Raw genomic sequence first — 18,318 nt, forward strand, 5'->3', positions numbered from 1 at the left:
CAGTCGATTCACCTGGGTGACGGAACGACCGTCGGGGCGTCACCGCGCACGCACAGCGGCGCGGGCCGCGGGCCCTACTCGCCCCTCCCCCGCAGTTCTTCCTTCACCACTTTGCCGCCCGCGTTGCGCGGCAGCTCGGTCACGAACTCCACCGACCTGGGCACCTTGAAGTTCGCCATCTCGCGCCGTGACCAGGCGATCAGGTCGTCCGCCGTCACCGTCGCTCCCGGCCGCCGTACCGCGTACGCCTTGCCGACCTCGCCCAGCCTCGGGTCCGGGACGCCGATCACCGCCACGTCGGCCACGTCCGGGTGGAGGCCCAGGAGCTGTTCTATCTCGGCCGGGTAGGCGTTGAAGCCGCCGACGATGAACATGTCCTTGATCCGGTCCGTGATCCGGAGGTTGCCCGCCTCGTCGAGCACGCCCACGTCGCCGGTGCGCAGCCAGCCGTCGGGGGTGAGCGCGGCGGCCGTGGTGTCCGGGTCCTCGAAGTAGCCGCGCATCACGTGGAAGCCGCGCACCAGAACCTCGCCGGGCTCGCCGGGTCCGGCCAGCACGCGGATCTCCGTACCGGGGATCGCGCGGCCCGAGGTGGTGGCGATGACGTCCGCCGGGTCACCCCGGCGGCACATCGTGACGATGCCGCTCGCCTCGGAGAGGCCGTACGCCGTGAGGACCGTGGCGATGTGCAGTTCGGTGCGCAGCCGTTCCACCAGCTGGAGGGGGACGACGGCCGCGCCGGTCACCACCAGGCGCAGGGCGGAGAGGTCGTGCGCCGCGCGGGACGGGTGGTCCAGCAGGGACTGGTGCAGGGTGGGCGGGCCCGGCAGGACCGAGATGCGTTCGGCGGCGATGTTGGCCAGCACCGTGTCCACGTTGAACACCGGCTGCGGGACCATCGTCGCGCCCCGCATCAGACAGGCGATGATCCCCGCCTTGTAGCCGAAGGTGTGGAAGAACGGGTTCACGATCAGATAGCGGTCGCCCTCGCGCAGACCCGCCAGGTCGCTCCAGATCGCGTAGCACCGCAGGGTCTGGGCGTGCGTGATCACCGCCCCCTTGGGGCTGCCCGTGGTGCCCGAGGTGTAGATGATGTCGGAGGGGGCGGAGGGGGCGATCGCGTCGGCGCGGGACCGCACCTCCGCACCGGACACCCCCTCCCCCGCCGCCAGGAAGTCCTTCCACGCGACGTAGTCGCGCGGGGCGCTGTCCGCGAGCACCACCACCGTCTCCAGGTGCGGGAGTTCCACGTCCGAGCGGCGCAGCGAGGCCACGTACGACGTACCGAGGAACGTGCCCGTGACGAAGAGCAGTTTCGCGCGGCTCCGCCGCAGGATGTACGCCGCCTCCGTGCCCTTGAACCGGGTGTTCAGCGGGACCAGCACCGCTCCCGCCGTCACCGCCCCCAGCGCGGAGACGATCCAGTCCAGGGTGTTCGGGGCCCAGACCGCGACCCGGTCCCCCGGCTCCACGCCCGAGGCCATGCACGCGGCGGCGGCCCGCTCCACGCGCTCGCCGAGTTCGGCGTACGAGAGGCGGGTGCGGCCCTCGACCACCGCCTCCAGGTCGCCGTACCGTTCCGCCGCCGCCCGTACCAGCTCCGGGATGCTTCCCCACTCCTCGTCGCCGCGCATCGCACGCCCTCCCGCCGAACCGAACCGCAGTAGCTGACTATCCGTCAGATTAGCTGTAGCCTCGGGCGCTGTCAGCAGTCAGGACGTTCCGGGAGGTGCACGGGTGGCGACGCTCAAAGACGTGACAGCGATAGCCGGCATCGGACAGACGGCCTTCGCGAAACAACTCCCCGAGTCCGAGAAGACCTTGGCCTGCCGGGCCATCGTCGCGGCCCTCGACGACGCGGGCATCGACGCCTCGGAGGTGGACGCCTTCGCCTCGTACACGATGGAGGAGACCGACGAGGTCGAGATCGCCAAGGCCGTCGGGGCCGGTGATGTCACCTTCTTCTCCAAGGTGGGCTTCGGGGGCGGAGGATCCTGCGCGACCGTCGCGCATCTCGCCGCCGCCGTCGCCACCGGGCAGGCGAGCGTCGGGGTGGCCTGGCGGTCCCGGAAGCGGGGCTCGGGGCCGAGGCCATGGAAGAACACCGCCGTGCAGCTGCCCACCCCCGCCCAGTGGACCCGGCCGTACGGACTGCTGCGGCCCGCCGACGAGATCGGCATGCTGGCCCGGCGGTACATGCACGAGTACGGGGCCACCCGCGACCACCTCTTCAACGTCGCGCTCGCCTGCCGCAACCGGGCCAACCAGAACCCGGACGCGATGATGTACGAACGGCCGCTGACCCGCGAGATGTACATGACCTCCCGCTGGATCAGCGACCCGCTCTGCCTCTTCGACAACTGCCTGGAGACCGACGGGGCGCTCGCCTGCGTCATCGTCTCCGCCGAACGCGCCCGCGACTGCCGGCAGAGGCCCGTCCTCATCCACTCCGTCGCCCAGGGCCTGCCCGCCCAGCACCACGGCATGGTCAACTACTGGAACGACGACCCGCTCACCGGCCCCGCCTGGACGGCGGCGCGACAGCTGTGGAAGCAGGCCGACTTCGGTCCGGACGACGTCGATGTCGCCCAGATCTACGACGCGTTCACCCCCCTCATTCCGCTCTCCCTGGAGGGCTACGGCTTCTGCGGGCGCGGCGAGGGCGCCGCGTTCACCGAGGGCGGCGCGCTGGAGAGTGGCGGCCGGCTGCCCATCAACACCGGGGGCGGCGGGCTCAGTGAGGCGTACGTCCATGGCTTCAACCTCATCACCGAGGGCGTCAAGCAACTGCGCGGAACCTCCACCGCCCAGGTGCCGGACGCCGCGACCTGCCTGGTCACCGCGGGTGAGGGCGTGCCCACCTCCGCCGTTCTGCTGAGGAGTTGAGATGCCTACACCGGATTCCCCCCTTCTGCTGCCCGTCGTCGACGAGGACGGGGCACCGTTCTGGGAGTACGCCGCCGCCGGTGAACTCCGCGTCCAGTCCTGCGCCGCCCCCGGCTGCGGAGAACTCCGCTTCCCGCCCCGGCCCTGCTGCCCGCACTGCCAGTCCTTCGACAGCGAGTGGCGGGCGATGAGCGGGCGCGGCCGCATCTGGTCGTACGTGCTGCCGCACCCGCCACTGCTGCCCGCGTACGCCGAACAGGCCCCGTACAACGCGGTCGTCGTGGAGCTGTCCGACGCCCCGCACATCCGGCTGGTCGGCAATGTGGTCGCCGGGCCCGACGCGCGACTGGACTCCGTCGATCCGGGGCGGCTGCGGATCGGGGCGGCGGTCCGGGCCGTCTTCTGCCGGGTGACGCCGGACGTGACCATGGTCCGCTGGCTGCTGGAGCGCTGAGCGATGGCGCTGCGCACCGAAACGGACAAGGAGAGCGGAGTCGCGGTCGTCACCCTGGACCGGCCGGACAGGCTCAACGCCGTCGACCTGGCCACCGCCGGTGAACTGGCCGCCGTCTGGCGGGCGTTCCGCTTCGACGAGGAGGTGCGGGCCGTCGTCCTGACCGGGGCGGGCGGGCGCGCCTTCTGCACCGGGATCGACCGGGGGGCCGAGGTCCCGCAGCCCCCGTCCCCGTACACGATCGACGATCCGCTGCTGGCGATCGGGCCCAAGGCGAACGACCTGTGGAAGCCGGTGATCGCGGCCGTCGAGGGGATGGCCTGCGGCGGGGCGTTCTATCTGCTGGGCGAGGCCGAGTTCGTCATCGCGTCCGAGGAGGCGACGTTCTTCGACCCGCACACGACGTACGGCATGGTCAGCGCGTACGAGGCGATCTCCATGGCCCAGCGGATGCCGTTCGGGGAGGTGGCCCGGATGTCCCTGATGGGCACGGCCGAACGGGTGACGGCCCGCCGGGCGTACGAGACCGGGCTGGTCAGCGAGGTCACCGCGCCCGGCGGCGCGGTGGCGGCCGCGGTACGGGCTGCCACCACGATCGCCTCGTACCCGACGGCCGCCGTCCAGGGCACCGTACGGGCGGTGTGGTCCGCGAAGGAGGCGGCCCGCACCCAGGCCATGGCGCACGCCCCGCATCTCGTCGCGCTCGGCAATCTGGCGCCGGAGCGGCAGGCCGAGCTGTTCGAGGGACGGCGCAGGGGCGGGGCTCCCCGATTGCGGTGAGCCGGTGGCGTTCCGCGGTCGCGGTGAGCCCGCCCGTCCGGCGTCAGGGGCGCGCCACCGCCGTGACCTGGCAGCGCTTCACCTTGGACACCTTGCGGGGGCTGTCCATGCGCACGGTGAGGCTCCTGACGTCGCCGTAGCCGAGTGTCGCGGTGGTCTCCGCGGAGTCGACCTTCCGGCCGGCGGCGTCCAGGAAGGTCACGTCGATCTCGTACGTCCGGTCCGTGCCGGCCGCCTTGGACCTGATCTCCACGACGGACGAGGTGACGGCCTTGCGCTTGCCCTTGCGGGGCTGGGCGCAGCGGATGACCCGGACGTCGGGGGCGTCGGACTCCGTGATGCCGGGGGTGGGTGTGCCGTAGTCGGTTCCGCCGGAGGAGCTGCTCGACGAGCTGTCGCCGTCGTAGTCGTCGTAGTCGTGGTTGCTCTTCTTGGAGCTGGAGCATCCGCCGCCGCCACCCGAACCGCTGCTCTTGCCGCTGCGGCTCTTGCCGCCCTTGCCGCCGCTGGTGGAGGTCGAGAATCCGGTGAGCGCGAGCACCACCACGACCAGCACCGCCGCGAACTTCATACGCTGCCGCATCATCGATGCAGCCCCCCTTGAGTTGTCACCGTCTGCTTGCCGGCCGTCCCCGTACCGCCCCACAGCATGGCGGCCGAAGACTCACAGCCAAGTCATGACCCTGTCACGACCCCGTCATGGTCTGTGTGGCGGGGGTGATCGGCGTCTGTGTGGCGGGGGTGATCGGCCGGGCGTAGCGTCGGCCGGGGGTGGGCGCGAATGCCGTCGGCACGCGCGCACCGCACACGCGGCAAGTGCCGCAGGAGGCTGATGATGATCCGCAACGTCCTCGGCTCCGTCGTCGCCCTCATCGGAGCGGCGGGCGCCGTCCAGAGCCCTTTCAGCGAGTGGTACAACAGCCGGCTCGGGCGCGACTACCGCGTCCAGGACCTCTTCGGCGGCATCACCACCACGTCGTCCGGGGTCATGGTCTCGATCCTGCTGCCGTTCATGTTCGCCGCGCTGGTGGTGATCGTCGGGGTGATCCTGCGGTCACGGCCGCTGGTGGCGTTCGCGGGCGTGGTGGTGCTCGGCTTCACCGTGCTGTGGATGGTCCGGCAGGGGCAGGCGGCGGGCGGTCTGACCGTGTCCGGGGACGGGTCGGGCCTCCGGATGGGGGTGGCGAGCGCGGCGGCGGGCGGGGTGCTGATTCTGCTGGGATCGCTGCTGATGTCGGGGCGGGTGAAGCGGGCCGGGCGGCACGCGGCCCCCTATCGCGCGCCCGGCGCGGACCACCCGGACACCTGGCCTCCCACGCAGGAGCCGGGAATGTCCGCGCAGACGACGCCGTGGCCGGAGCCGGAGGCCGACCCGTACACGGGCCCGGACCCCGGCGCCCCGCACGACCCGCACGACCCGCGCTCCCGGAGCGCGGCTCCGTACGACGACCACGACACGGCTCCGTTTCCGACGGTACGTCCGGAGCACGACGAGGGGCACGACGAGGGGCACGACCCCGGCCGCCCGCCGCAGAACTGAGACCCCCGCCGGTCCGTGCGCGCGGGCCTTGTTCCGTCCGTGCGCGCGGGGCCCTGTTCCGCACCTACGCGCGGGCCTTGTTCCCCGTGCCCGTGCCCTTCAGCGCGTCCAGCGCGTACACGCACCGGTCCTTGCTGCAGGCGTAGACGACGCCCGCCTGCGCCACCGGTGAGCCCGTGATCTCGCCGCCCGTGGCGAGCTTCCAGCGCAGCTGACCGCCCGCCGCGTCCAGGGTGTACAGCACATGGTCGGCGGAGCCGAAGTGCACCCGGCCGTCGGCGACGACCGGGGAGCCCACCACGTCGCCGCCCGCGGCGAACCGCCACTTCGGGGTGCCGGTCACCGCGTCCAGGGTGTACAGCGCGCTGCCGCTGCCGACGTGCACGTTCCCCGCCACGACCAGCACGGGCTCGATGGACTGCCGGGCCTCCGTGGCGATCCGCCAGCGGTCCTTGCCGGTCGACGCGTCGAGCGCGTACACCGTGCCCAGGTAGTCGGCGAGGTACACCCCGCCCCCGGTGACCGCGGGGCCCGGCGCGAACGCGGGCGGCGAGAGGAAGACCGCAGGCGACTCGAAGTGCCAGCTCACCCGGCCCGAGGCCGCGTCGACGGCCAGCACCCGGGTCCCCGCCGCGACGTAGACGTAACCGTCGGGCGCCGGGGTCACCCGGACCGGGACACCGCCGCAGGAGGCGGCGTCGCCGATCGGGTACGACCACCGCTCCCGGCCGGTACGGGCGTCCACGGCCCGCAGCCGGGCGTCCTGCCAGAGGTAGACCGTGCCGTCGTGTATCGCGGGCCCGGCCTCCGGCGTCTCGAAGTCCGTCTGGAGGCCCGAGGACTCCCACAGCTTCTCGCCGCTGGACGCCTCCCACGCCTGTACGCCGCCGCCCCGGGTCCCCGTCAGGACGGTCCCCCGGTCGGCCTTCAGGGAGTACACCCAGGCATCGGTCTGGAGCCGCCAGCGTTCGGCGCCGCTCGTCGCGTCCAGGGCGTAGAGGGACGGGCCGTCCGAGGCGTGGATCCTGCCCCCGTCGACGGCCATCGCCCAGGCCACGTCACGGGTCTTGAACTGGCGGCGCCCATTGCCCACGTCCAGCGCGTGCACCTCGAAGGACGTCACGTACAGCAGGTCACCGGAGACGATGGGCGTCCCCCACACATCGTTCGACATGCGAAAACGCCAGGGCCGCCAGCGGTCCGGCGCCGCGGGCGCCGCGTCCGGGGCGGGTGCCGGGGAGGGCACCGGGGCGGCCGCGGCGGTGGTCGCGCCGTTCAGCCCGGCGGGCGGCCGGACCCAGCCGGTGGCCGCGGCCGGATGCGCGGCGGCGGCACCGCGGCCCTCCCCGCACGCGGACCGGGGCCGATCGGCACCTTCGCCCCGGCCAGTCGCACCGGGCCGCCGTCGGGCAGCGGGGACGAGACGGGGGCGGGCGAGGAGAGCGGGGACGGGGAGCGCAGGTCGGCGCCGCCGCGCCAGCCGGTGTCCGGGGAGCGCGGCGGGCGCGAGGGCGGCGGCGGTGCGGCGACCGGGGCGGGCGCGGCAGGCGCGACGGTGCGCCCGCCGCCGCGGCGCCGCTCGATCATCGCCGTGGCGCTGATGGGCAGCCAGGCCGACGCCGTACCGCTGTCGTCGCTCCCGGAGGCGAACAGATGCGGGGCGAGCTGGGCCTGGAGGTCGGCGGGGCTGGGCCGCAGCCCGGCGTCCAGCTGCATGCAGGACTCGATCAGCGGCCGCAGGTCGTCGGGCAGGCCCTCGGTGTCCGGGCCCTCCCGCAGCAGCATGAACACCGTCTCGACCGGGTTCGCCCCGTGGAAGGGCGCGTGGCCGGTGGCGGCGAAGACCAGCGTCGAGCCGAGCGAGAAGATGTCGCTGGCACCCGTCACGCTGCGCGAGTCCCGCGCCTGCTCGGGCGACATGTACGCGGGCGTGCCCACCGCGACGTTCGTCATGGTCAGCCGGGTGTTGGAGACTCCGGACGCGATGCCGAAGTCGATCACCCGGGGGCCGTCCTCGACGACCAGGACGTTGGACGGCTTCAGGTCGCGGTGGACGAGCCCCGCACCGTGGATGGACTGGAGGGCCTCGGCGATCCCGGCGGCCAGCCAGCGCACCGCCTGGGTCGGCATGGGCCCGCACTCGTTCACTATTTCTTCGAGGGAGGGGGCGGGTACATAGGCGGTGGCCAGCCAGGGCACCGCGGCCCGCGGGTCGGCGTCGACCACGGCGGCCGTGTAGAAACCGCTGACGGCGCGGGCGGCCTCCACCTCACGCGTGAAGCGGACCCGGAACAGCTGGTCCTCGGCGAGCTCCGTACGGACCGTCTTGATCGCCACCCGCCGGCCGGACGCCGAGCGCGCGAGATAGACCAGCCCCATGCCACCGGCACCGAGCCGTCCCAGCACCTCGAACGGGCCGATCCGCCTCGGGTCGTGCTGCGTCAGCTGTTCCACCACTTGCCTGCCACCTCCCCGTACGGACCTCAGGAACAGAAGCCCGCGAATTCCCGCCCTGTGCAGCGTCTCACCACTGGGCACCACCTGGCGGTGCGCACCCCGATTGTTCCTGGCTCGGGCGCCGGTTGCGAACCCGGGGGCGGATCAGGGTGTCTCATGTCACTTCGCCCGCTATCGGCCCACAACGGCCGCCCGGAACGATTACGGAAGCGGTTCGATCGGCTGGAGCACGGCGAAGACGGCGCCCTGATCGTCGTGGAGCACGGCCATCCGCCCGTACGGGATGTCGAACGGCGGCGCGGAGACCCGGCCGCCCAGACGCACGGCGGTCTCGACGGCCCGGTCGCAGTCGGCGACGGCGAAGTAGGTGAGGAAGTGGCTGGGCAGCTCGGCGGGGAGGGCGTCCGTGATCACGCTGCGCCCGCCGATCGCGGTGTCTGGGCCCGGTTCGGTGCCCGCCGGGGACCACATCCGGAAGTCGACGAGGGACTCGGCGGTGCCGGGGGCGTCGCTTCCGGACTCTCCCAGGTCGGTGCCCCGGAAGCCGAAGACCTTCTCGTAGAACGGATCGACACGCTCCGGCTGCCGGGTGTAGACCTCGGTCCAGCAGAAGGCGCCGGGCTCGTTCCGCTTCTCGAAGCCGGTACGGTCGCCCGCCTGCCAGAGCCCGAAGACCGCGCCGCCGGGGTCGGCGGCCTGTGCCACGAACCCGGCCCGTCCGGCGTGCACCGGCTCGGTGATCACCTGGCCGCCCTCCGCACGGATCGCTGCCACCGTCGCCCTGATGTCGTCCGTGGAGAAGTAGACGCCCCAGGCGGTCGGCATCCGGCCGTCCTGCTTCGCGGCGAGTGCGGCGACGAGCTTGCCGTCGCTGAGGGCGTCGGCGAAGGGCATGCCGTCACCCGCCCGGAAGGTCCAGCCGAAGAGCCCGCCGTAGAAGCGCTTGCCCGCTTCGAGGTCGGAGAGCTGCACGTCCACCCAGCACGGCGCGGAGTGCGCGAATACGGCCATGGGCCCGGATCCTTCCGTTGCAGTGACGCCCGTCACACTCAACGTAGCCTCGGGTCCCGCACTCCGCGCCCCGGCACATCCCCGACCCTGTCCATATAGAACGTTCGCCCGAATCGTGAAGATCCAGCACCCCCGTGGACAAAAGTTGTCCACCGAAGTTGTCCACAGGCTGTTGATAACACTAATGCGGACCGGGCTCCCCGCGCCGGGAGCGAGCCTCCCGGGAAGGGCCCGAATGCCTCCGTACACCCCTCCGGTCCTGCGGCGTTCCCCATTTGCAGTCGGCCGAATCGCGCTCCGATCACCCGTCGGTAAGCTGACGGCATGACAGGACAAGTACGCACCGTCGACGGCCGCGTGGCCGGACGACGCGGCCAGGCGACGCGGCAGAAGCTGCTCGACTGCCTCAGCGAGATGCTCAGTTCCTCGCCGTACCGGGACGTCAAAGTCATCGACGTCGCCCGGAAGGCCGGGACTTCACCCGCGACTTTCTACCAGTACTTCCCCGACGTCGAGGGCGCTGTCCTCGAAATCGCCGAGGAAATGGCCAAGGAGGGCGCCGGGCTGACGGAACTGGTCGCGGGCCGCTCCTGGGTCGGCAAGGCCGGCTGGCAGACCTCCGAGGAACTGGTCGAGGGATTCCTCGACTTCTGGCGTCACCACGACGCGATCCTCCGCGTGGTCGACCTCGGCGCGGCCGAGGGCGACAAGCGGTTCTACAAGATCCGCATGAAAATCCTGAACTCGGTGACCAACTCCCTTACCGAAACGGTCAAGGAGCTCCAGGCCAAGGGCAAGGTCGACAAGGACGTCAGCCCCGCGGCGATGGCGGGCGCCCTGGTCGCGATGCTGGCCGCGGTCGCCTCGCACCAGAAGGGCTTCACCACCTGGGGCGTGAAGCAGGCCGAACTCAAGCCGAACCTCGCCCTGTTGGTCCACCTGGGCATCACCGGCAAGAAGCCGACGAAGTAAGCACCGGCACGGGCTCCGGACGCCCCGGCTCACGCCGGGCACGTACGGCGGCCCCGGGCGCCCCCAGGTCCTGTCTCACCGACGGCGGATCACGCAGGTGATCCGCCGTCGGCGTCCCCGTCCCCGGCGTCAGCGAACGCCCGGTCTCACCGAAGCCCCGGTCTCACGGCCCCTCCCGCCGCTCCACCCGGAAGAGCCGGATCTCCCGCTCCACCCGCGCCTGATACGTCGCGTAGGGCGGCCAGAACGCCAGCGCGACCTGCCACACCTTCGCCCGCTCCTCGCCCCGGAGCAGCGTGGCGCGCACCGGGATGTCCCGCCCCTTCCAGTTGACGACGGCCGCGTCCGGACCGGCCAGCAGATTCGCGGTCCAGGCCGGATGCCCCGCACGGCCGAAGTTGCTGCCGACCAGGATCCAGCCGCCGTCCGCCCCGCCCTCCGGCATACAGGCCAGCGGGGTCGTTCTGGGCTGCCCGCTCCGCGCCCCCGGCACCGTGAGGATGAGCCCCGGCAGCATCCGGGCGCTCAGGAGCACCTTGCCCCGGGTGAGCCGGTGCACGGCGCGGTCCATGGCGGGGACGACGTGCGGGGCGATCCGCGCGAAGGTGCGGGTCGAGGAGACCTTCTGCATCAGCCGGACACCGCGGGCCATCAGACCGCCACCCGCTGTCCCGCGGTCCGGGGCGCGAACAGTCCGGCCTGGCCCGCCGCGTGGTCGCGCAGCCGGTGGACGGGGCCGAAGAGCAGTTCGTCGGCCGCCGCCCGCTTGAAGTAGAGGTGCGCCTCGTGTTCCCAGGTGAAGCCGATGCCGCCGTGCAGCTGGACGGCCTCCGCCGTGGTGACGCGCAGCGCCTCCAGTGCCTGGGCGAGCGCGAGCCCGCCCGCCGCCGGGTCCCAGGCCGCGTAGTACGCCGCGGAGCGGGCCGCCTGCACCCGTACGTACAGGTCGGCGAGCCGGTGTTTCACCGCCTGGAACGAGCCGATGGGCCGGCCGAACTGTTCACGTTCCTTGACGTGGGCGACGGTCCGGTCCAGCGCGCTCGACGCGGCCCCGACCGCCTCGGCCGCCAGTACCGCGGCGACCTTGCGTCCGGTGGCGGCCAGCGCACCGGCGGCGTCCACAGTGTCGTCGGCGCCGAGGAGTTCGGCGCCCGTGTCGCGCAGTTCGACGCGGGCGAGCGGCCTGGTCGCGTCCATCGAGGTCTGCCGGGTGCGGACGAGTCCGGCCGCGGTGTCGGTGCGGACGAGGAACAGGAGCGTACGGCTGCGCGGGAAGCCGCCGGTGTGGGCGGCGACCACGAGCAGCCCGGCGCTGTGGCCGTCGAGGACCTGGGCGGCCTCCCCGTACAGCCGCCAGCCCCCGCCTCCGTCGTCGCGTCCGTCGTCGCCTCCGCCCGCGTCCCCGCCTCCGCCCCCGTCCCCGTCGGCCCGTCTGGCCTGGACGCCACCGGCACGGCCGCCGCCCGCCCATTCGCCGCGGGCGTTGTCGCCGGTGAGGCCGAGAGCGGTGGACAGGGAGCCGCCGGGGACGGCGAGGGTGGCGGTCAGCGCGCCCGCGGCGATGCGGGGAAGCAGGGCCGCGCGCTGGGCCTCGGTGCCGAGTGCGGCGATCAGGGGTGCGGCGAGCACGGAGGTGGCCAGCAGGGGTGAGGGCAGCAGGGCGCGGCCGGTCTCCTCGCAGGCGAGGGCCAGCTCGGCGGTCCCGCAGCCGACACCGCCGTACGCCTCGGGCAGCGCGATCCCGGGCAGCCCGAGCTCCCCCGCGAGCCGGTTCCACAGGGCCTCGTCGTAGCCGAGGGCGGTGTCCACGGCGGCACGGACCTCGGCGGGTCCGCAGCGCTCGGCCAGCAGTTCGCGCAGGGTGCGGCGGATCTCGTGCTGCTCCGCGGTGAAGGCGGCGTCCATCCTCGGGCTCCTTCCCCTCGGGAGCGGGTGCCCCCGATCTGACGGTGCGTCATGCTAGGCGGGAAGCGGCGAGAAACCCAGACTCCGGCACACCCCCACCTCCACGGGCACCACCCCAACTCCTTTTACGGAGGCCGGAGAACCGACCTCCGCGCCCGGTCACGTCCGCTCATATCTGATGTACCGTCAGATTCATGCCTTCCTCACCCTCCTCCTCCCCGCGCAAGGTCGCTGTCGTCGGCATATCCCTCGCGGACTGCGGACGCGTCGACGGGTCCACCCCGTACGCCCTGCATGCCCAGGCCGCCCGCCGGGCACTCGCCGACTCGGGCCTGGACCGTTCGCTCGTCGACGGCTTCGCCTCGGCGGGCCTCGGCACGCTCGCCCCGGTCGAGGTCGCCGAGTATCTGGGCCTCAAACCCACCTGGGTGGACTCCACGGCGGTCGGCGGCGCGACCTGGGAGGTGATGGCGGCCCACGCGGCGGACGCCATCGCCGCGGGCCGGGCGAACGCCGTGCTCCTGGTGTACGGATCGACGGCCCGCGCCGACATCAAGGCGGGCCGCCGCACGTCGAACCTGTCGTTCGGGGCGCGCGGCCCGCTCCAGTTCGAAGTGCCCTACGGGCACTCGCTGATCGCCAAGTACGCGATGGCCGCCCGCCGCCACATGCACGAGTACGGCACGACGCTGGAGCAGCTCGCGGAAGTGGCGGTACAGGCGCGGGCGAACGCGGCGGTCAACCCGGAGGCGATGTTCCGGGACCCGATCACGGTGGACGACGTGCTGTCCGGCCCGATGATCGCGGACCCGTTCACCAAGCTCCACTGCTGCATCCGCAGCGACGGCGGCTGCGCGGTGCTGCTGGCGGCGGAGGAGTACGTACCGGACACGGCGAAGGCTCCGGTGTGGATCCTCGGCACCGGCGAGCACGTCTCGCACTCCGCCATGTCCGAGTGGGAGGACTTCACGGTCTCCCCCGCCGCCGTCTCCGGGCGGCTGGCCTTCGAACGGGCCGGGGTGCGGCCCGCCGACATCGACATCGCCGAGATCTACGACGCGTTCACCTATATGACGCTGGTGACGCTGGAGGACCTGGGGTTCTGCGCGAAGGGCGAGGGCGGCGCGTTCGTCGAGAAGGGCCGGACCGGCCTGACGGGCGAGCTGCCGGTGAACACGGACGGTGGCGGCCTCTCCGCCTGCCACCCCGGGATGCGGGGACTGTTCCTGCTGGTGGAGGCGGTACGGCAGCTGCGCGGCGAGGCGGGCGCGCGTCAGGTGCGGCGCGCGGGCGGACGGCTCCCGGAACTGGCGGTGGCCTCGGGGACGGGCGGCTGGTTCTGCTCATCGGGCACGGTGGTGCTGGGGCGGGGCTGAGGGGCCCGGCCGAGGGGGCGGGAACGGGCGGGCCGTGGCTCTCCGTACGACCGGCGCGGCCGAGCGCCGTGGCTCTCCGTACGACCGGCGCGGCCGAGCCTGCCCGGTGCGCTCCACCGCACCGCGTACGGGAGCGCCGCGTGAGGTCCAATGGCCGCATGACCGACGCGACTCCTGATGCCCAGCGCACCTTCCGGGACCTTCTGCACGCCCAGCGCGTCTGGGACGTCGACCTTCCCGGCTTCGACCCGGCCACCGCACCGGACGCCCCCGTACCCCTCTTCCACGCCTGGTTCGCCGAGGCGGTGGCCGCCGGGCAGCCCGAGCCGCACACGATGACGCTGGCCACCGTCGACAGCGCGGACCGCCCCGACGTACGGACGCTGATGCTGCACGACGCGGACGGCCGGGGCTGGCACTTCGCCACGCACTCCACCAGCGCGAAGGGCCGCCAGCTCGCCGCCCGCCCGTACGCCGCACTCGGCTTCTACTGGCCCGCCCAGGGCCGGCAGGTGCGGGTACGGGGCCCGGTCACGGCCTGCACACCCGCCGAGAGCCGCGCCGATCTGCACGCCCGGTCCACCGGAGCCCTGGCCTCGGCGCTGACCGGGTCGCAGAGCGCGGTCCTCGGCTCCGGGGAGGAGCTGACCCGGGCCGCCGACGCGGCGTGGGAGCGGGCGCGGGCCGAGCCGGACGCCGAGGTGGAGACCTGGACGCGCTATGTGGTCGCCCCGGAGAAGGTCGAGTTCTTCCAGGGCGACGCGGGTCGACGGCACGTCCGGCTCCGCTACCGCCGGGAGGCGGACGCCTGGGTGCGGGAACTGCTCTGGCCGTAGAAGACACCGGCCTCGCGCCCAGCCCCTCGCGCCCCGCGCCCCGCGTCTCCGTCCGTACCGCGGGCCGGATTTTATTCGATTTCGACAAGAAAGGGGCACTATGGGAGACAGGTGAGCTGTTGGGAGGCACCGATGCCACGAACTCGTTCCCGTTACGCACCGGACCGCGGTCTGACCGCCCGCATGGTGAGCACCATGTTCTTCATCGGTCTGCTGTACGTCGTCCTCGTCGGCGTGCTGCTCGCGGTGCTGCGCGGGGCCTGGCCAATCATCCTGATCATCACGGGCGGCCTCTTCATCGCCCAGTTCTGGTTCAGCGACCGCATCGCGGCGTACGGCATGGGAGCCCGCGAGGTCACGCCCGAGGAGGCCCCCGAGCTGCACGGTGCGATCGACCGGATCTGCGCCCTGGCGGACATGCCGAAGCCCCGGGTGGCGATCGCCACCAGCGACGTACCGAACGCCTTCGCCACCGGGCGCAGCGAGAAGACCGCCCTGGTCTGCGCGACCACGGGACTGCTGCGCAGACTGGAGCCCGAGGAGCTGGAAGGGGTCCTCGCGCACGAGATGTCGCACGTCGCGCACCGCGATGTCGCCGTCATGACGATCGCGTCGTTCCTCGGCGTGCTGGCGGGCATCATCACCCGAGTGGCCCTGTGGGGCGGCCTCGCCCGAAACAGCCGGGGCAACGACCCGGTGGGCATCGTCATCATGCTGATCCCGCTGATCAGCGCCGTCGTGTACGCCCTCAGCTTCCTGCTGACCCGGCTGCTCTCCCGCTACCGCGAGCTGTCCGCCGACCGCACGGCGGCCCTGCTCACCGGACGCCCGTCGTCCCTCGCGTCGGCCCTGACGAAGGTCAGCGGTCAGATGGCCCGCATCCCCACCGAGGACCTGCGGAAGGCGGAGCCGTACAACGCCTTCTACTTCGTCCCGGCCTTCGCCTCCAAGGAGAGCCTGGGCCGGCTGCTCTCCTCGCACCCCACCCTCGAACAGCGCCTCGACCAGCTGGCCCGCATCTCGGCGGACCTGTCCCGCCCGTAAGGGCCGCGCCCGTACCCGTACGGATCGCCACCGGTAAGGATCCCGACCCACAACCGCCCCACAACCGCCCCGCAACCGTCACGTAGCTGTTCGTAACCGCCCGTAACTCCCGAAGGAGACTCCGTGGGCCTGCTCGACGCGATCCTGGGCCGGAGCAAACCGGTCCGCCCCGACCTCGACCAGCTCTTCGCCGTCCCCTCGGCCGCGCTGACCCTCCAGGCGGGTGCGGGTTTCACGCCGACCGGGCTGGGTTCGGTGTGCTTCGCGGGGGTCGAGGGCGGCGGCTTCGCCCGTATCCAGGAGGACGTACGGGAACTGCTGGACGCGGACCGGGGCGGGGTCCCGGTGGAGTTCAGCCGGGACTCGTACGGCTACACCTGGCTGCTGGCCCGCCACCCTCCCGAGGACACCGCCGGCCTGGTCAACGACCTGCACGCGGTCAACACCCTGCTCCAGGACGGCGGCTTCGGCCCGCAGCTGCTCTGCTCGCTGATCGGCTTCCGGGACGCGGAGGGGCGTTCGCTGGCGCTGGTGTACCTGTACAAGCGCGGCACGTTCTATCCGTTCGCCCCGGTCCAAGGAGGCGCGGAAAAACGGGACAGCCAGCTGGAGTTGCAGGCCAGAGCCGTACTCGGCGACGACCTACGGGTGGAGAAGGACCTCGCCCGCTGGTTCCCGGTCTGGGGCGCGCCGGGGTTGTGAGCAGCCAGTGGGAGCGGTGTCCGGGGGACGCGGTCCGTGGTCGGCGGGTGCCCGGCGCCGGGCCCCTCCGGCGCCGGAGGGGCCCGGCGCGATGGCTTCGCCATCCTCCGATCGAGTGGCGCAGAGGGCGGCCGAGGTCAGCGCCGGGCCCGGAACACCGGTACGGCCTCCTCGCCCTCCTCCTGCCGGAACGTGACCCGTAGCTCCATGCCGATGGCCAGATCCGCCTCTTCGCAGTTCACGATCTCCGTCATCATCCGGGGCCCCTCGGCCAGGTCGACGACGGCCGCGACGTACGGGACACGGGTGCCGAAGGGCGGCAGGTCGTTTCGGTGGACGACGGACCAGGTGTAGAGCGTGGCCCGGCCGCTCGCCCGCTCCCACGTCACGTCCTCGCTCCAGCAGTGCGGGCAGAACTCGCGCGGGTAGTGGTGGGCGCGCCCACAGGCCGCGCAGCGGCGCAGGAGCAGATGCCCCTCGGCGGCGGCCTCCCAGTAGGGGCGGGTGAAGGCGTCGGGTTCCGGCAGGTCGTAGCGGGGCGCGGCCGTCACAGGAAGAGTCCGATCGCGGCGTCGAGCGACCACGTCTGCCAGGACATGGCGAACAGGGCGACGAGCGAGATGAGCGCCATCATGGCGTTCTGCCCCTGCTCGGCCCAGTCGTGGATCATGAGGACGAGGTAGAGCAGGTTGAGCAGGAGCCCGGCGACGAGGGCGACCGGGGTGAGGAATCCGGCGATCAGCCCGAGCCCCAGGGCGAGTTCGGCGTACACGACGAGGTACGCCATCACCTTGGGGCGGGGCTCGACGATCCGCCGGAAGCCGGTGCGCACCACGGGCCACCGGTGCTTGCCCGCCACGTCGGCCGCCCAGGCGATGCCCGTACCGCGCTCGAACCAGCCCTTCTTGTCCTTGTGCCGCCAGCTCTCCAGCCACCACAGGCCGAGCCCTATACGGAGAACGGCGAGCCATTCCGCGCCGCCGAGCCAGATGGTCTGCATCGGGGTCCCTCCCGGTCGCCGAATCTGACGATACGTCAGTTCACCTGATGGCGAAGGCGGTCCGCAAGAGGCGTGCACAGGTCCCCGTGATCAATTCGCAATCGATTTCGGTCTTGACCGAGACCCAACAACAAATCGCGCCATTACGCTCCGAAGCATGTCCGACCGCGCTCTCCTCTCCGGCCCCTCAGCCAGGCCCGTCTACGTCATCGGCGGCGGCCCCGGCGGCCTCGCCGCCGCTGCCGCCCTGCGCGCGCGGGGAGTGCGGGCGGTGGTGCTGGAGAAGTCGGAGAACGTCGGCGCGTCCTGGCGCCGCCACTACGACCGGCTGCACCTGCACACCACCCGCCGCCGGTCCGCCCTGCCGGGGCTGGCCATGCCGCGCCGGTTCGGACGGTGGGTGTCCCGGGACGACGTGGTGCGGTACCTGGAGAAGTACGTCGATCACCACGAGCTGGAGGTGGTGACGGGCGTCGAGGTGTCCCGGATCGACCGGACCGCCGACGGCACCGGCTGGCAGCTCACCGCCACCGGCGGCCGGGTGCTGACCGGCCGGGCGGTCGTCGTCGCCACCGGCTACAACCACACCCCGCGCACTCCCGACTGGCCCGGCCGCGACACATTCACCGGGGAGTTGGCACACGCCTCGGAGTACCGCGACCCGGCCCCGTACGCGGGCAAGGACGTCCTGGTCGTCGGCATCGGCAACACGGGGGCGGAGATCGCCGTGGACCTGGTGGAGGGGGGCGCTTCCCTGGTACGGATCGCGGTACGCACCGTTCCGCACATCGTGCGCCGCTCCACCGCGGGCTGGCCCGCGCAGTCGACCGGCATCCTCGTACGCCGTCTGCCGGTCCGGCTCGTCGATTGGGCGGGCCGCCTGATGAACCGGATCGCCGTCCCCGACCTCGCCGCCCAGGGGCTGCCGCGCCCGGACACCGGTCTGTACTCCCGGGTCAAGGAGGGGGCGATCCCGGTCCAGGACGTGGGGCTGATCAACGCGGTGAAGAAGGGCCGGGTGGCCCCGGTGGCGACGGTGGAGTCCTTCGACCAGGACACGGTGATCCTGGCCGACGGCACCCGGATCACCCCGGACGCGGTGATCGCGGCAACCGGCTACCGGCGGGCCCTGGAGGACCTGGTCGGCCACCTGGACGTGCTCGACGCACGCGGACGCCCGGTGACACACGGAGGCCGCACCCCGAAGCAGGCGCCCGGCCTGTACTTCACCGGGTTCACCAACCCGATCAGCGGCATGCTCCGCGAAATGGCCCTGGACGCGGAGAAGATCGCCAAGAAGGTGGCCAAAACGCACTGAGCGCGGGCCCGCCCGTGGTGGCGCTCATCGGGGCGTC

The 18,318-nt window shown here is 72.4% G+C and carries 17 protein-coding genes and 1 pseudogene; 10 read left to right on the plus strand and 8 right to left on the minus strand.

The genetic code is table 11. From position 1 onward, the window contains the following. Positions 1 to 74 precede the first annotated feature (74 nt). Positions 75 to 1,634 (minus strand): FadD3 family acyl-CoA ligase, encoded by a 1,560-nt coding sequence (locus OG413_RS07070; protein ID WP_266803540.1) that lies wholly within the window; start codon positions 1,632 to 1,634, stop codon positions 75 to 77. Positions 1,635 to 1,737: 103 nt separating this feature from the next. On the opposite strand from OG413_RS07070, the gene OG413_RS07075 reads away from it, so the two are divergent. The 3 genes from OG413_RS07075 to OG413_RS07085 are packed head-to-tail and all read left to right on the plus strand — an operon-like array spanning position 1,738 to position 4,120. Next, positions 1,738 to 2,886, plus strand: coding sequence for a lipid-transfer protein (locus OG413_RS07075; protein WP_266803542.1), 1,149 nt, complete (start codon positions 1,738 to 1,740; stop codon positions 2,884 to 2,886). 1 nt (position 2,887) lies between these two features. Then, positions 2,888 to 3,340 (plus strand): Zn-ribbon domain-containing OB-fold protein, encoded by a 453-nt coding sequence (locus OG413_RS07080; RefSeq protein ID WP_266803544.1) that lies wholly within the window; start codon positions 2,888 to 2,890, stop codon positions 3,338 to 3,340. 3 nt (positions 3,341 to 3,343) lie between these two features. Continuing rightward, the gene (locus OG413_RS07085) at positions 3,344 to 4,120 is read left to right on the plus strand and encodes an enoyl-CoA hydratase/isomerase family protein (RefSeq protein WP_266803546.1); all 777 of its coding nucleotides are present in this window, start codon (positions 3,344 to 3,346) and stop codon (positions 4,118 to 4,120) included. Positions 4,121 to 4,163: 43 nt separating this feature from the next. On the opposite strand, the gene OG413_RS07090 is transcribed toward OG413_RS07085, so the two are convergent. Continuing rightward, positions 4,164 to 4,706, minus strand: coding sequence for a hypothetical protein (locus OG413_RS07090; RefSeq protein WP_266803548.1), 543 nt, complete (start codon positions 4,704 to 4,706; stop codon positions 4,164 to 4,166). 249 nt (positions 4,707 to 4,955) lie between these two features. Between OG413_RS07090 and OG413_RS07095 the strand changes: the two genes are divergently transcribed. Further along, the gene (locus tag OG413_RS07095; protein WP_266809955.1) at positions 4,956 to 5,660 is read left to right on the plus strand and encodes a hypothetical protein; all 705 of its coding nucleotides are present in this window, start codon (positions 4,956 to 4,958) and stop codon (positions 5,658 to 5,660) included. 64 nt (positions 5,661 to 5,724) lie between these two features. Here OG413_RS07095 and OG413_RS07100 read toward each other — a convergent pair. Next, positions 5,725 to 8,117: pseudogene (locus tag OG413_RS07100) on the minus strand (serine/threonine-protein kinase). Positions 8,118 to 8,318: 201 nt separating this feature from the next. After that, positions 8,319 to 9,128 carry a VOC family protein gene (locus OG413_RS07105; protein ID WP_266803550.1) on the minus strand — a complete coding sequence of 270 codons (810 nt, stop codon included), beginning with the start codon at positions 9,126 to 9,128 and terminating at the stop codon, positions 8,319 to 8,321. Between the two features lie 324 nt (positions 9,129 to 9,452). On the opposite strand from OG413_RS07105, the gene OG413_RS07110 reads away from it, so the two are divergent. After that, positions 9,453 to 10,100: a TetR family transcriptional regulator gene (locus tag OG413_RS07110; RefSeq protein WP_266803552.1), complete on the plus strand. Its 648-nt coding sequence runs from the start codon at positions 9,453 to 9,455 to the stop codon at positions 10,098 to 10,100. Between the two features lie 163 nt (positions 10,101 to 10,263). Here OG413_RS07110 and OG413_RS07115 read toward each other — a convergent pair whose 3' ends face one another. Both OG413_RS07115 and OG413_RS07120 read right to left on the minus strand, forming a co-directional pair. Continuing rightward, a complete protein-coding gene (locus OG413_RS07115) occupies positions 10,264 to 10,752 on the minus strand; it encodes a nitroreductase family deazaflavin-dependent oxidoreductase (RefSeq protein WP_266803554.1) in 489 nt (162 codons plus the stop codon). Beyond that, complete coding sequence (locus tag OG413_RS07120; protein ID WP_266803556.1) at positions 10,752 to 12,005, minus strand: acyl-CoA dehydrogenase family protein; 1,254 nt, start codon at positions 12,003 to 12,005, stop codon at positions 10,752 to 10,754. The genes OG413_RS07115 and OG413_RS07120 overlap by 1 nt, the downstream gene beginning before the upstream one ends. Before the next feature lie 194 nt (positions 12,006 to 12,199). Between OG413_RS07120 and OG413_RS07125 the strand changes: the two genes are divergently transcribed. From OG413_RS07125 to OG413_RS07140, 4 genes are all read left to right on the plus strand, one after another. Then, complete coding sequence (locus OG413_RS07125; protein WP_266803558.1) at positions 12,200 to 13,381, plus strand: acetyl-CoA acetyltransferase; 1,182 nt, start codon at positions 12,200 to 12,202, stop codon at positions 13,379 to 13,381. Between the two features lie 158 nt (positions 13,382 to 13,539). Then, complete coding sequence (locus OG413_RS07130; RefSeq protein ID WP_266803560.1) at positions 13,540 to 14,217, plus strand: pyridoxal 5'-phosphate synthase; 678 nt, start codon at positions 13,540 to 13,542, stop codon at positions 14,215 to 14,217. A gap of 132 nt (positions 14,218 to 14,349) precedes the next feature. After that, entirely contained in the window at positions 14,350 to 15,261 is a 912-nt protein-coding gene (gene htpX, locus OG413_RS07135) for a zinc metalloprotease HtpX (RefSeq protein ID WP_266803562.1), read from the plus strand. 123 nt (positions 15,262 to 15,384) lie between these two features. Continuing rightward, positions 15,385 to 15,963, plus strand: a complete 579-nt coding sequence (locus OG413_RS07140) for a hypothetical protein (RefSeq protein WP_266803564.1) — start codon at positions 15,385 to 15,387, stop codon at positions 15,961 to 15,963. Positions 15,964 to 16,100: 137 nt separating this feature from the next. Here the strand turns inward: OG413_RS07140 and OG413_RS07145 are convergent, their stop codons facing one another. Together OG413_RS07145 and OG413_RS07150 are read right to left on the minus strand one after the other, a co-directional pair. Then, positions 16,101 to 16,514, minus strand: coding sequence for a Zn-ribbon domain-containing OB-fold protein (locus tag OG413_RS07145; RefSeq protein ID WP_266803566.1), 414 nt, complete (start codon positions 16,512 to 16,514; stop codon positions 16,101 to 16,103). Continuing rightward, on the minus strand, positions 16,511 to 16,963 hold the full coding sequence (locus OG413_RS07150; RefSeq protein ID WP_266803568.1) for a DoxX family protein: 453 nt from the start codon (positions 16,961 to 16,963) through the stop codon (positions 16,511 to 16,513). The genes OG413_RS07145 and OG413_RS07150 overlap by 4 nt, the downstream gene beginning before the upstream one ends. 157 nt (positions 16,964 to 17,120) lie before the next feature. Here OG413_RS07150 and OG413_RS07155 point away from each other — a divergent pair, with 157 nt between their 5' ends. After that, positions 17,121 to 18,281 carry an NAD(P)/FAD-dependent oxidoreductase gene (locus tag OG413_RS07155; RefSeq protein ID WP_266803570.1) on the plus strand — a complete coding sequence of 387 codons (1,161 nt, stop codon included), beginning with the start codon at positions 17,121 to 17,123 and terminating at the stop codon, positions 18,279 to 18,281. The last annotated feature ends 37 nt before the right edge of the window (positions 18,282 to 18,318 follow it).

It is taken from the genome of Streptomyces sp. NBC_01433, assembly GCF_026340105.1.
In the GTDB taxonomy this organism is placed as follows: Bacteria; Actinomycetota; Actinomycetes; order Streptomycetales; family Streptomycetaceae; genus Streptomyces.